Below are 13,323 nucleotides of genomic sequence, written 5' to 3' on the forward strand. Positions count from 1 at the left end.
TTTAGACGTTTTTTCTATTTTTAACCGATATGGTGAACCTTTGATTAGTTGTGCTCAATATGACGCGATCGAAATCGTGTGTATGTATTTTTATCCGATTAAGCTAACGTTCAAATCTGGAGAGGTACTCAACTGCAAAGCATTAGATACTCAGCGCAATGCGAATGGCGAAGAGTGTATCAAGGTGAAGACAGAAAGCTCTGATAGTTTGGTTGTACTGACTTCGATTTGGACACTAGAAATCTGTGTTGAAAATCCTCATTTTAAAATCATTTCTTTTATTTAGATCTACTCATCCATTCCTTTTTAGATAAACCTCTTTTTATGATTGCCATCATGTAGAATCTATTGCATAGCTTAGTTTGCTTTTTGATAACCTTGATGGAGATGTGTCGTGCCTGAGATAAAGGTCATTGGTTTGTTCATGCTTACCGCAGTGACTGAAATACTGGGCTGCTATTTGCCTTATCTTTGGCTGCGTGAGGACAAATCTATTTGGTTGTTAGTACCAGCCTGTTTAAGTTTGATTGCATTTGCTTGGTTGCTTACCTTACATCCAGCGGCAGCGGGAAGAGTCTATGCGTCCTACGGTGGTGTTTACATTTTTGTCGCAATAATGTGGTTGTGGTTAATCGATGGGATTCGTCCGAGTACTTGGGATCTTGTCGGTTCTGGTGTCGCGCTTTTAGGGATGGCAATTATAATGTTCGCACCGCGTTCTGCTTAAGTTGTTACAAGGTTAAGAAAAACACAAAACCTTTTAAGTAAGGTTGTTGATGATGTGTTTTATAGAACCCATTAATAAAGGTTGGAATGTACATGGAAAATAACAGATCTTCCCATTTGGGAACGAGTTTACTTGTGATTGCTGTTATTGCAGTTGTGATTGTCACTACAATGATGTTCGGTGCTAAATTGGGTTTCTGGCAGCCTATTGTTGGTTTTGGCTTGGTTCGAACCTATATGAATCTGATTGCTTATGGTTTACTTGGCCTTGGTGTATTAGGTTTCGTACAGCAAAAAATAGCGAGAAATTCTTGTGGAGTCATCAAGTCAAGCTTAACCGCGTTGATTGGTTTGGCTATGTTAGCGCCAACTTTGTATGGAAAAATTAACCCACCAGTACGCCTTCCTCCTATCCATGATATTTCAACGAATACGGTAACGCCTCCTGAGTTTCTTATCTTGGATGATAATCGAGTAGGTGCTAGGAATACGCTCGTTTATGGTGGTCCTGAAGTCGCAGTCTTGCAAAATAAAGCGTATTCAGACATTGCACCAATTGAATCCGGACTGTCTGCTGCAGAAGCGTTTAATGAAGCATTGCGCGTTGCTGATATTATGGGCTGGGAACTGGTTGCACAAGATGTAGAAAACTTACGTTATGAAGCAACAGCTCGTACTTCGGTTTATGGCTTTGTTGATGATGTCGTTGTTGTGGTTACGCCAGTAGGGGATGTCAGTCGAATCGATATTCGCAGTGTGTCACGTATTGGGCGAGGCGACCGTGGCGTAAATGCCGCTCGTGTTCGAGCCTTTATTAAAACGTTTGAAGGGTAAATTAAACTAAAAAACCTTATTAATTATAATGATCAATAAGGTTTTTCATCTCTACGTTTTTATATTAGGTTAGCTTTAGAGAGGCTAACTTTTTTTCAATAGCGGATTGAATACCATCCGCGTCTAGACCTACACGTTTGAGCATGGCGCTATGGCTAGCGTGATCTTCGTACTGGTCTGGTAGGCCAATATGAAGGATTGGAACTTGAATATTGTTTGCGTTGTAAAATTCACTTACGGCAGAGCCTGCGCCGCCCATGATGGCATTTTCTTCTACTGTCACAATTAATTTAGCATCTTTCTGAGTCAGTAACGCGGCTTCATCAATAGGTTTGACAAAACGCATATCCAGCAAAGTTGCATCCATATTATTTGCAGCTTGTAACGCATCGTAAGTTGGACGACCAAAGCCACAAATCACAATGCCTGATTGTCCTGTTCGTAGAGTGCGAGATTTACCTATTTCAAGCGTCGATAAAGCAGGATCAATGTCGATACCGCGTCCAGTTCCGCGTGGATAACGAACAGCAGCAGGGCCTTTGTATTCGTATCCTGTTTGCAGCATTTTACGGCATTCATCTTCGTCAGACGGTGCCATAACCACCATGTTTGGTATGCAGCGCAAATAACTTAAATCATAAACACCGGCATGTGTTGGACCATCTTCACCAACTAAACCAGCACGATCGATGGCAAACAAGACGTCTAAGTTTTGCAGAGCCACATCATGAATTAATTGATCATAAGCACGTTGTAAAAAAGTCGAATAAATCGCAACAACCGGTTTTAGACCATCACAGGCCATCCCCGCAGCTAATGTCACTGCATGCTGTTCAGCAATGGCAACATCGAAATATCTTTTTGGAAAGCGTTCAGCAAACTCAATTAGATCGGAGCCTTCTTTCATGGCAGGAGTAATCGCTGCGAGCTTTTCATCTTGCTCAGCGGCATCGCACACCCATTTTCCAAAAATACTGGAATATTTAGGCAGTGATTTTTTTGTGTTATTGGGTTTTGGGTCGGGCTCTATTTTATTAATGGCGTGATAGCCAATAGGGTCGCCTTCAGCGGGTTCAAAACCTTTGCCTTTCTTCGTAATAATATGAAGAAACTGAGGACCAGAACGGTCTTTGAGATTGGCTATGGTGGTGAGTAAGTGATCAATGTCATGGCCATCGATGGGGCCAATATAATTGAAACCAAGTTCTTCAAACATCATGCCTGGCGATACCATACCTTTCATGTGTTCTTCAGCTTTACGAGCAAGTTCTAATGCAGAAGGTAATCCAGAGAAAACTTTTTGCCCGCCTTTACGAATATGGTCGTAGGTTTTACTGGCCCAAATTCGGGCAAAATAACTTGAAAGCGCGCCGACAGGTTTAGAAATAGACATTTCATTATCATTTAAAATAACCAGCATATCGGCCTTTACATCACCTGCGTGATTTAACGCTTCAAATGCCATACCTGCAGACATGGCCCCGTCGCCAATGACAGCGACGGCTTTACGACCTGTATTTAGTTGTTGAGCAGCTAATGACATGCCTAACGCTGCGCCAATAGAAGTGCTTGAGTGACCCACGCCAAATGTATCGTATTCACTTTCATCACGCTTAGGAAAACCAGAAATACCGTTTTCCTGGCGGATATTTAATAACGCTTCACGGCGACCTGTCAGTATTTTGTGAGGATAAGCTTGATGGCCAACATCCCAAACGATACGATCTTCAGGCGTGTTGTAGATGTAATGAAGAGCGATAGTCAGCTCGACCACGCCTAAGCCTGCCCCAAAGTGGCCGCCAGTTTGTCCAACGCTATACAGCATGAATTCTCGTAATTCACGGACAAGTATTGGTAGTTGTTCTTTTTTCAAGGCGCGTAAGTCAGCAGGAGAATTCACCTGATCTAATAATTCTGTTATTGGTCGCGCAGTTGGTATCTCATCAAACATTGGCACAGGTTTGGTCACATTCAGTTAATTTTAAAAAAGAGTATTTAGAAAAAGCCGTTAAGTATATCAGTGGTTGCGACCAATAATATAGTTCGCAAGGTTAACTAAAGGTTGGGCCGTCATACCAAAAGTTGAAATAGAATCAATTGCTTGGCTATGTAGGCTTTGTGCAAGGTCCTTCGCGCCGTCTAAACCAAGCAGTTTGGGATAGGTGGGTTTATTAGCATCTTCGTCTGAAAATTGAGTTTTACCAAGCGTCGTTGTGTCACTGGTAATATCAATAATGTCGTCCTGAACTTGAAATGCCAAGCCAATCGCATTGGCATAAGCGTCTAAGGCAGAAAGATCTTGTTCTGTATGAGCCCCAGTACTGATGGCGCCCATACGAACACTCGCTCGGATTAATGCGCCGGTTTTATGTTGATGCATTTGTTCAAGAGCATGGATATCAATATTTTTGCCCACGTTAGCGAGATCAATCATTTGTCCTGTCACCATACCGTGACGGCCAGAAGCTTGGACTAGCTCTTGAATGAGTTGCAATTGAATGGTCGTTTTATTGTGTTTTTGTTGGCTCAACAATTCAAAGGCAAAGGTTTGAAGTGCATCCCCTGCAAGTATTGCTGTGGCTTCGTCATATTGTATATGACAGGTTGGTTTTCCACGGCGTAAGTCGTCATCGTCCATAGCTGGAAGGTCATCATGAATCAAGGAGTAAGCATGGATTGATTCGATTGCCGCAGCGCTTGCATCGGTTAACTCGTTGGCTTCGCCAAACAAAGACGCTGCCGCATAAGTCAGCATTGGGCGGACGCGTTTACCACCATTAAATAAGCTATATGACATAGCTTCTTGCAGATGTGCAGCTGGTGCGTATTGACTTAAACCCTGTGTAAGGTACTGGTCTACTCGACGACGAGCGTATTGAGAAAAATCGTCTAAAGTCACGAATTGGATTCCGGATCAAAAGTTTCTAAGTGCTCACCATCTTGTTTTTCAAGCAAGATTTGAACTTTTTGTTCTGCTTGGGTGAGAACGGACTGACATTCTTGGCTTAGCTTAACACCTTTTTCAAATGCTTTTAGTGCTTCTTCAAGGGATAGCTGGTTTGACTCAAGTTGAGTGACAATTGTGTCTAGTTCTCCGAGGTTTTCTTCAAAATGACGAACACTAGTTTTTCGGGACATAATTACTACTCTTATTTAAATCCACATTTTTTAACAGAAAACCACGCGTTGTTCGAGGGCGCGTTAATGAAAATTACAAAAAATACGTAAGAAGATGTCATTCTTAGTCTTTTTTTCGTATAGAATCACATTCTTATATAAGTTGCATTATAGCTTTTTTGTTAGGAGACGTGTGTGGATATCGCAACGTTAATAGGACTTGTTGGATCTTTTATAGTTGTTAGTGCTGCTATTGCTTTAGGCGGCGCGGCAGGAATGTTTGTTGATACTACGTCAATACTTATTGTCATTGTAGGCTCTTCTTTTGTTGTTTTGATGCAATATCCGTTAAGTCAGTTTCTTGGCGCGGGGAAAGTCGCGGCGAAAGCCTTTATGTTTAAAAGTATTCCTTTAGACACTTTGATCGATGAGATTTATGGGTTGTCTGATGAAGCTCGTAAAGGTGGTTTACTGTCTTTAGAAGGGAAAGAGGTGAGTCATCCTTTTTTATCATCAGGCATTCAAATGTTGGTAGATGGTCATGATGGAACGGTTGTAAAAGGTCAGCTTAGCAAAGAAATGAACCAGTCTTATATTCGTCATATTAAAGGCTCAAAAATTTTTAAAGCTTTTGGTGATATTGCTCCCGCGATGGGGATGATAGGAACCTTGGTTGGTTTGGTTCAAATGTTGGCGAATCTATCTGATCCAAGCTCAATTGGTCCCGCTATGGCAATTGCGCTTTTGACAACGCTTTATGGTGCGATGCTCGCTAATATGGTGTGTTTACCTCTTCACGCAAAATTAAGCACTCGTGCAGATGAAGAGTTGTTATGCCAAAAAATGATTTTAGATGCTTTGCTTGCTATTCAGTCCGGACAAAATCCTCGAGTATTGGATGGGGCGTTGAAAACCTATCTGGCAGAAAGTAAGCGAACCGAACGTGAATAGTATTGGTTGTAAATAATGTTATTTGTAAACGGATTACAGAATGAGTGATGAAGAAGAATCAGATTGCCCAGAATGTATAGAGGGTTTGCCTGCCTACATGGGAACCTTTGCGGATCTCATGTCGCTATTGTTGTGTTTCTTTGTGCTTTTGTTGTCATTTGCAGAGATGGATGTCATCAAATTCAAACAGCTAGCAGGTTCTTTAAAAATGGCATTTGGTGTTCAACGAGAAGTTGAAGCAGACACCATTCCTATGGGGACCTCAATTATTGCTCAAGAGTTTAGCCCTGGTCGACCAGAACCAACGCCTATTAATGAAGTAAAGCAAAAGGTAGACAGTACACCGGAACATACCCTGGAAGTTCTGTGTAAACCTGCCGATGCAGAATTAAAAGAACGAGATGATTCGGGTTCACCTTCACCGGTAACTTTTGTTGATAAATCTAATGCAGACCTTGAAAGAGAGCAAAGAATTCAAGAAACAGAAGCGGATGCACAGCAAATAGCGTCGCTTTTAAGGGAAGAAATTTCGAAAGGGACGGTAGAAATTGAAACGCAAGAAGACACCATTACGATCCGTATAAAAGATCAAGGTTCATTTGAGTCAGGTTCAGCAGAATTAAATTATGACTTTATTCCAGTGATTGATCTGATTCGTGATGTACTTGTTGGTATTCAAGGGACGATTGCTGTGGAAGGGCATACGGATAATGTACCTATTAGAAGTCAACAGTTTAGCTCTAATTGGCAGCTATCTTCTGCTCGTTCTATTTCTGTGGCAGAAGAACTATTTGCTACCGGTCAGCTAGATCAAAGTCGATTTTCGGTAACGGGTTACGCTGATACTCGACCACTTGTATCGAATAACAGCGCGAGTAATCGTGGGACGAATCGACGAGTAGAAATCGTTATTAAACAAAATGATATGTCACGCCCAGCAATACGAGATGACTTAGATGAAATACCAAGCGATGGTGTGATTGAATTTGATTTCTTTAGCGCTGAGGAATTAGCGCCGGATGAAATATTTTAAAGCATAAAAATTAAGTTAATAAAATTTCTGACACATAGATCATTGCAATAAATCAAAATCAGGAGCCTCGGCTCCTTTTTTGTGTCCTACCTTGGGTTATTTTGTTTTAGTGCTGAGATTCGAGGTTTTTTTTGCTATGGTTTGCGCAGACAATATTGAGGAAGTAAGCAAAATGCGAGTAGCAGTGATTGGCGCATCAGGGCGCATGGGTAAATTTCTAATTACAGCCGTTCAGGCAGCAGAAGGTGTTTCTTTAGGTGCGGCTATTTTAAAACCTGGAAGCAGCTTGATTGGTGCTGATGCGGGCGAAATAGCAGGCGTTGGAAAGCTAGGTGTTGCTGCTGTAGCAAACTTAGCCGATTGTGTTAATGACTTTGATGTTCTGATTGATTTTACAACGCCGGCGTTGACGTTAGAAAACGCGGCATTTTGTGCGAAACATCAAAAAGCCATTGTTGTTGGTACGACAGGATTGAGTGATGATGAGAAAGCATCATTAAATCAGACCGCTATGGATTCTCCTGTGGTTTTTGCACCAAACATGAGTGTGGGTGTGAACTTGACGCTTAAGTTGCTTGCGACGGCTGCAGAGATTTTAGGTGACGATTATGATGTAGAAATTGTTGAAGCGCATCACCGTCATAAAGTAGATTCCCCTTCTGGTACGGCTTTGCGTATGGGAGAAGTGGTTGCTGAAGCATTAGGTCGAGATTTAAAAGAGTGTGCTGTATATGGCCGCGAAGGACAAACAGGTGCTCGTACGCAAAAAGAGATTGGTTTTGAAACCATTCGTGCTGGTGACGTTGTTGGTGAGCACACAGTTTGGTTCGCGACAGAAGGCGAGCGAATTGAAATTACTCACAAAGCGAGCAGCCGTATGACCTTTGCTAAAGGCGCTGTGCGTGCAGCAAGTTGGCTTGAAGGTAAAGCGGCTGGTATGTACGACATGCAAGATGTACTTGATCTTAAATAAACGCATTTTGTTATTTATTTACACCAATAAAAAACCGTATTCATTTAACAAATAAATACGGTTTTTTACATCGAAACTAGAGCTATACCTATACCTATACCTTATTCAGGTGTGTATTCAAGAGTTTCAGCAAGACTTTCTGAGCTAAGATCACCGACATATCGACCTTCTTCATCTAATACAGGAAGAGAGTAATCAGATGTTAATGAGTCAGACAGGGCTTCTTGCAAAAGCATATCAGGCATTAAATTAGGAATTTCTGTTACATCTTCAGGTACTATATTGCCTTCTGGACGTAGTTTAATAGCCGCTTCCAATTTCTTACGAGTTAGAAGGCCATGGAAACCAGACTCATTTTGGTAAAAGGCATAACCTTGTTTAGGTAGCTTCGCAATCGCTTCTGCTAGGTTGGCGGATTTTATAATTGGAACCGACTGTTTCATGATGGTTTTAACGGGTACGGCACGAGCACGATTTACATCTTTAACAAACGCTTCTACGTAGTCGTCTGCTGGATTAAGCAAGATATCTACAGGTGTGCCTATTTGTGATACTACACCGTCATTCAAAATCGCAATACGGTCACCGATACGTAAGGCTTCATCTAAATCATGGGTGATAAAAATAATGGTTTTATGCAATTTTTCTTGCAGCTCAAGAAGCTGACCTTGCATTTCACTACGAATAAGTGGATCAAGTGCAGAAAAAGCTTCATCCATCAATAGAATTTCCGCGTCTGTACATAAAGCTCTAGCCAAACCAACACGCTGTTGTTGACCACCTGAAAGTTGGCCAGGATATTGTTCTTCGTAACCCGCTAGCCCGACTGTTTCCAGCCATGTTACAGCTTTCTCAGATCGCTCTTTTTTTGGTACTTTTTGAATCTGTAAGCCGTAAGCAACATTCTCTAAAACAGTTCTGTGTGGCATAAGACCAAAGTTTTGGAAAACCATCGACATTTTGTGACGTCTAAATTCGATTAACTCGTTTTTAGACAGTTTCATAATGTCTTCACCTTCAACTTTAATCTGACCTGCTGTTGGATCAATTAAACGGTTGAAATGCCGAATTAGCGTAGATTTTCCAGAGCCTGAAAGCCCCATAATAACAAAGATTTCACCTTGCTGTACGTCTAGATTAATGTCGCGTAAACCAACAGTGTGACCTGTTTCTGCCAATACATCTTGTTTGTTTTTGCCAGTTTCTAGTAGCGGTAAAATACTTTTTTCTTTAGGGCCAAAAACTTTATATAAGCCATTGATTTCAATAAGAGGCTTCGCCACTTGATTGTTTATATTCGTACTAGTCATGACGATTTCCTAGGTGTTTTTGTGAGCGTTTGGCGTAAGCCTGAGAGACTCTGTCAAAAATAATCGCAAGGGCGACAATGGCTAGTCCATTCAATAAACCTAAAGTGAAATATTGATTAGTAATCGATTTTAGAACGGGTTGTCCTAGGCCTTTAACGCCAATCATAGAGGCGACAACAACCATGGCCAACGCCATCATAATGGTTTGGTTTATGCCTGCCATAATGGTTGGCATAGCCAAAGGTAACTGAACACCAAATAGTTTTTGTGTGTCCGTTGCTCCAAATGAAGTTGCCGCTTCCATGATTTCTTTATCGACTAAACGAATACCTAAATTGGTTAGACGAATAACGGGAGGAACAGCGTAAATGATAACGGCGATAACGCCAGGGATTTTACCAATACCTAATAACATAACGACAGGTATTAGGTAGACAAAAGCGGGCATGGTCTGCATGACGTCGAGAATAGGCGTTATGATGGACTGCATTCTGTTGGAGCGAGACATTAAAATGCCAGTAGGCACACCAATAACAATGGAAAGTAAGGTACAAACGGTAATAATACTTAAGGTTCGCATAGTGTCGTCCCACATACCAAAAATGCCAATAGCAATTAATGATGCGAGTACGCCTGTACAGAGTTTCCATGAACGGGTTGCGCTATATACAATAGCAACAATGATCGCCATGGTCAGCCACCAAGGAGAGGCTAGAAGTAGTTTTTCGAACCAAATTAAAAAGGTAAGTAATGGGTCAAAGAACCCCTCAATTAATTCACCGTAGTTACGAGAAAATTCACGATAGGCGCCATCTAATGTCTTTTTGAAGACAGTTAGGTCTTTCCTATCTAACTGTGGAAAGCTAGTAAACCAAGAGCTATCTGCCATTTTTATTTGAACCTTGTTTTTTTATTAAGGAGAGTAAAGCACTATTGCCGTAAAGTTGAGGCTCTAGTGCTTTTAGTACAGATGCGCTGTTAGTTAAGCGCTGCTTTTATCTTTGTTGCAGCGTCTGCTGATACCCAAGTAGACCAAATTACTTCATTGTTCTCTAGAAAGTATTCTGCAGCAAAGTCGCCTTGAGCTTGATTGTCTTCCATCCAAGCTAATAACGTATTCATTTTTTCATTAGTGAATGAACGTTTAGTTAGATAGTCATAAACAGCTGGTTTTTCACTTGCCAATACTTCAGTCGTTACTGTATCAACAGGTGCTGGTGGGTACATGCTAGGCTTTGGATTCTCACAATATTCTTGAGTAAGACAAGTTTGGTAATGCTCTAAATCAACACCAGAACCAAAGTCTACTTTTACCATTTCATATTTACCCAAAACAGCAGTTGGGGCCCAATAATAGCCTAACCAACCTTCTTTACGTTCGTAAGCTTTGGCGATAGAGCCAGAAAGACCTGCACCGGAACCTGGATCAATCAAATCAAATCCGTGCTCTTCCATATTAAATGCTTCATATAAATGGTCTGTAGATATTTGGCAATTCCAACCTGCTGGGCAGCTATATAAAGCACCTAGAGAGTCATCTTCTGGGTGTTTAAATAGCTCAGGGTGTTTTAGTATTTCTTTCATGGAAACAAGAGAAGGATTTTCATCAACTAAGTATTTAGGAATCCAAAAGCCTTCCTCACCACCATCAGATAAAGATTGTCCAGCAACGCGTATGCGTTTGTCTGCTACACCTTTTTTTATTGCTTCCGCCATAGAATTTGACCATAGTTCTGGTGCAATATCAGGCTCGCCTCTTTCAATAATGGAAGCGCCTGTTGCATTCGTATCACCAGGAACAAGTTCAACATTACAGCCATAACCTTCAGTAAGGATAAAACTATCAATATTGGCGATGAGTGTTGCAGAGTTCCAGCTCATGTCAGCGATTGTTAGATCGCCACAGTTGTCGTTTGCAGCAAAAGCTGACGTAGCAGAAAGCATGACAGTTACTGCAGAAAGTGTCTTTAAGTACATAGTTTGGTTCCTTTGAATGTTATAAATATTATAATAATTAATGATCAAACTATATTTAGTTTATAGATCTAATGTTTATGCATCAAATTTATTTGTATGATTAGTGTTACGTTAAGTTACTGAGATAGCCTGTTTTGTTGAGCTGACTGGTATTGTCATGACGTTTTTGATAGATAATATACTTAGAGAAGAATGGTGTTTTAGTGCGAGAGAATAGCGAAAAGTGTAAAGAATGTAGTTCTGAATAATGAGCGAATAGGCCACATCAATAGAAACAAAAAAGCCCTAAAAATTTGTTACGATTTTTAGGGCTTTTTAAGTATTTATCTAGGTTTAAATAATTGATTCAGCATTAGGCGGGTTGATATATAACAAAGGCGCTGCGTCTAATGATTCTGCATCCATCATGACAGCAATACGTTGTAACGAGGACAAAACTTGCGTTTGTTCCCAGCCTTCTAATGACTCAAATTCGCCTATAAATTTTTCGTGTAATAAAGGTGGCGTTGTTTTGAGTATGTTAATACCAGATTCGGTAAGGCGTGCATTAACGATACGTTTGTCTTTCTGTGCTCTTACACGCTCTACGTACTTTCTGTCTTCTAAGCGATTTAGGATGGTTGTCACTGTAGCCTGACTTAATGATACGCTGTCTGAGATACGACGTACGGTAACATCACCCAGTTCTTCAATGGATCTAAGTACCATAATTTGAGGTATGGTTAAGCCGCAGGCTTTTACAACACGTTTTGATTGCAGGTCTGTTGCTCGAATAATGCGTCGTAGATGAACTAAAACGTCGTGTAAGTGCTGTGGATCAGACATAAAGATAAATAGACCTAAAAAATTTTCCGAATTATATAGTGTTGTCAGAGCTGATAAAAGCTAAGTTTTACTTTATTACAGCTCAAAGTATAGACAAACTCTATACCATTAGAAAGTGAGTCAGTTGAATTCTCTATGAAGATAAGCTCTAGTACGAGAGCTTTTGTTAATGCTGTGACTAGAGCATTTTTAGTTCGTGGAATGCATCGATAGCTGCCAATCTTGCTGGCTTGTAATCAATGATAGGCTCTGGGTAATTGCATCGTTTTCTTTGTTCTGAGCTTGGACTATGTATGGACTTCGCATCTAACTCAGCCAGTTCAGGTACGAATCGGCGAATAAAATCCCCTGCTTTATCGTATGTTTCAGATTGTCTGGTTGGGTTAAAAACTCGAAAGTATGGTGCGGCATCGCAACCTGTCGATGCACTCCATTGCCAACCGCCATTGTTGGCTGCAAATTCACCATCAATTAACTTACTCATAAAATACGCCTCGCCTTTTCGCCAATCAGAAAAAAGCAACTTGGTAAAGAAGCTCGCCGTGATCATTCTAAGGCGATTATGCATCCAACCGGTTTGATTGAGTTGTCTCATAGCTGCATCAACAATCGGGAAGCCTGTTCTCCCTTCACACCAAGCATGAAATTCGTCCTGATTATTACGCCAGCGCAATAAATTAGTATTCGGTTTGAATGGTTGATTCATTGATAATGAAGGGAAATGCTCCATCAGTTGTCGATAAAAGTCACGCCATGCTAATTCTTTTAGCCAAATGCTGTCTTGCCAATTTCTTTCTTTTTGGTCACAAGTGTAAATAATAGCTTCCAAGCATTGTCTTGGTCCTAATGAACCTAATGCAAGATAAGGGGAAATCGTGCTGGTGGCTGGCTGTATTGGGTAGTCTCTGCCTGTTTGATAGTGACGTTCTTTATGGTGACAGAATTGCCAAAGACGCTGTTTGGCTGTGTCTTGGTCTGCAGGCCATAAATCTTCCCTAAAAGGCTTACTCCAATCTAAATTAAGCAAGATTGGATCAATGGGCTCTGCTTGTGGTTCAGGTGCTGGTAACGGCGTTAGTTCCTGTTGAGCGAGTAATGTTACCCAGCGTTTAAAGAAAGGCGTAAAGACTTTAAAAGGCGTGCCTTGTTGACTTAGGACGGCTTGAGGAACGATCAAGTCAGCATGTTCAATATGCACATCAATATTATGATGTTTTAATGCTATAGAGACCGATCGGTCTCTTTGTTGTTCGTGTATGGGTAAATCACGGTTGAACCAGAAATGTTTAATGTCGTGCTTTAAACAGAAAGCGGTTATCTCATTCGGTAATTCTGAAAAACAGTTCGCGTGAATAAGGTGTAACGGAATACCAAGCGCAGCTAAGCTATTAGCAAGGGCTTGAATCAACCCTGCCCGCAAACCTGTTTTTGCATCTGATTCATTATGCTCAGTCCATTGCTGCGGTGTTACTGCGACCACCACAGCGACTTTCCCTTGTTGGGATGCATGGTAAAGAGCAGGATTATCTAAGGCGCGAAGATCATTTCTTAGCCATACAAGATGTTCTATTTGCATT

Annotated in this window: 14 protein-coding genes; 6 read left to right on the forward strand and 8 right to left on the reverse strand. The window is 41.0% G+C overall.

Annotated features, from left to right (window positions below):
- Nucleotides 1–40 precede the first annotated feature (40 nt).
- The 3 genes from MUS1_RS09160 to MUS1_RS09170 all read left to right on the forward strand — a co-directional run bounded on the left by MUS1_RS09160 (nucleotide 41) and on the right by MUS1_RS09170 (nucleotide 1,560).
- Nucleotides 41–286 (forward strand): Rho-binding antiterminator, encoded by a 246-nt coding sequence (locus MUS1_RS09160; protein WP_036161641.1) that lies wholly within the window; start codon nucleotides 41–43, stop codon nucleotides 284–286.
- 108 nt (nucleotides 287–394) lie between these two features.
- On the forward strand, nucleotides 395–727 hold the full coding sequence (locus MUS1_RS09165; protein WP_036161643.1) for a YnfA family protein: 333 nt from the start codon (nucleotides 395–397) through the stop codon (nucleotides 725–727).
- A gap of 92 nt (nucleotides 728–819) precedes the next feature.
- A complete protein-coding gene (locus MUS1_RS09170) occupies nucleotides 820–1,560 on the forward strand; it encodes a DUF1499 domain-containing protein (RefSeq protein ID WP_036161645.1) in 741 nt (246 codons plus the stop codon).
- A gap of 64 nt (nucleotides 1,561–1,624) precedes the next feature.
- On the opposite strand, the gene dxs is transcribed toward MUS1_RS09170, so the two are convergent.
- The 3 genes from dxs to MUS1_RS09185 all read right to left on the reverse strand — a co-directional run bounded on the left by dxs (nucleotide 1,625) and on the right by MUS1_RS09185 (nucleotide 4,698).
- Nucleotides 1,625–3,511, reverse strand: a complete 1,887-nt coding sequence (gene dxs, locus MUS1_RS09175) for a 1-deoxy-D-xylulose-5-phosphate synthase (RefSeq protein ID WP_036161973.1) — start codon at nucleotides 3,509–3,511, stop codon at nucleotides 1,625–1,627.
- A gap of 66 nt (nucleotides 3,512–3,577) precedes the next feature.
- Nucleotides 3,578–4,459: a (2E,6E)-farnesyl diphosphate synthase gene (gene ispA / locus MUS1_RS09180; RefSeq protein WP_036161648.1), complete on the reverse strand. Its 882-nt coding sequence runs from the start codon at nucleotides 4,457–4,459 to the stop codon at nucleotides 3,578–3,580.
- The gene (locus tag MUS1_RS09185) at nucleotides 4,456–4,698 is read right to left on the reverse strand and encodes an exodeoxyribonuclease VII small subunit (protein ID WP_036161651.1); all 243 of its coding nucleotides are present in this window, start codon (nucleotides 4,696–4,698) and stop codon (nucleotides 4,456–4,458) included. The genes ispA and MUS1_RS09185 overlap by 4 nt, the downstream gene beginning before the upstream one ends.
- A 174-nt stretch (nucleotides 4,699–4,872) precedes the next feature.
- Here MUS1_RS09185 and pomA point away from each other — a divergent pair, with 174 nt between their 5' ends.
- The 3 genes from pomA to dapB all read left to right on the forward strand — a co-directional run bounded on the left by pomA (nucleotide 4,873) and on the right by dapB (nucleotide 7,634).
- On the forward strand, nucleotides 4,873–5,628 hold the full coding sequence (pomA, locus tag MUS1_RS09190; RefSeq protein WP_036161655.1) for a flagellar motor protein PomA: 756 nt from the start codon (nucleotides 4,873–4,875) through the stop codon (nucleotides 5,626–5,628).
- A 40-nt stretch (nucleotides 5,629–5,668) separates the two neighbouring features.
- The gene (locus MUS1_RS09195) at nucleotides 5,669–6,661 is read left to right on the forward strand and encodes a flagellar motor protein MotB (RefSeq protein WP_036161658.1); all 993 of its coding nucleotides are present in this window, start codon (nucleotides 5,669–5,671) and stop codon (nucleotides 6,659–6,661) included.
- Between the two features lie 172 nt (nucleotides 6,662–6,833).
- Entirely contained in the window at nucleotides 6,834–7,634 is an 801-nt protein-coding gene (gene dapB / locus MUS1_RS09200) for a 4-hydroxy-tetrahydrodipicolinate reductase (protein ID WP_036161661.1), read from the forward strand.
- A gap of 101 nt (nucleotides 7,635–7,735) precedes the next feature.
- Here the strand turns inward: dapB and MUS1_RS09205 are convergent, their stop codons facing one another.
- The 5 genes from MUS1_RS09205 to phrB form a co-directional block, all read right to left on the reverse strand.
- The gene (locus MUS1_RS09205) at nucleotides 7,736–8,944 is read right to left on the reverse strand and encodes a quaternary amine ABC transporter ATP-binding protein (protein ID WP_211236451.1); all 1,209 of its coding nucleotides are present in this window, start codon (nucleotides 8,942–8,944) and stop codon (nucleotides 7,736–7,738) included.
- Complete coding sequence (locus MUS1_RS09210; RefSeq protein WP_036161664.1) at nucleotides 8,937–9,833, reverse strand: ABC transporter permease; 897 nt, start codon at nucleotides 9,831–9,833, stop codon at nucleotides 8,937–8,939. Before MUS1_RS09210 ends, MUS1_RS09205 begins: the two co-directional genes overlap by 8 nt.
- Before the next feature lie 89 nt (nucleotides 9,834–9,922).
- Nucleotides 9,923–10,921 carry an ABC transporter substrate-binding protein gene (locus MUS1_RS09215; protein WP_036161668.1) on the reverse strand — a complete coding sequence of 333 codons (999 nt, stop codon included), beginning with the start codon at nucleotides 10,919–10,921 and terminating at the stop codon, nucleotides 9,923–9,925.
- A gap of 333 nt (nucleotides 10,922–11,254) precedes the next feature.
- The gene (locus MUS1_RS09220; RefSeq protein WP_036161670.1) at nucleotides 11,255–11,746 is read right to left on the reverse strand and encodes a MarR family winged helix-turn-helix transcriptional regulator; all 492 of its coding nucleotides are present in this window, start codon (nucleotides 11,744–11,746) and stop codon (nucleotides 11,255–11,257) included.
- A gap of 178 nt (nucleotides 11,747–11,924) precedes the next feature.
- Nucleotides 11,925–13,322 carry a deoxyribodipyrimidine photo-lyase gene (gene phrB / locus MUS1_RS09225; RefSeq protein WP_036161671.1) on the reverse strand — a complete coding sequence of 466 codons (1,398 nt, stop codon included), beginning with the start codon at nucleotides 13,320–13,322 and terminating at the stop codon, nucleotides 11,925–11,927.
- Nucleotide 13,323 lies beyond the last annotated feature (1 nt).

The sequence above is a fragment of the Marinomonas ushuaiensis DSM 15871 genome (genome assembly GCF_000521805.1).
In the GTDB taxonomy this organism is placed as follows: domain Bacteria; phylum Pseudomonadota; class Gammaproteobacteria; order Pseudomonadales; family Marinomonadaceae; genus Marinomonas; species Marinomonas ushuaiensis.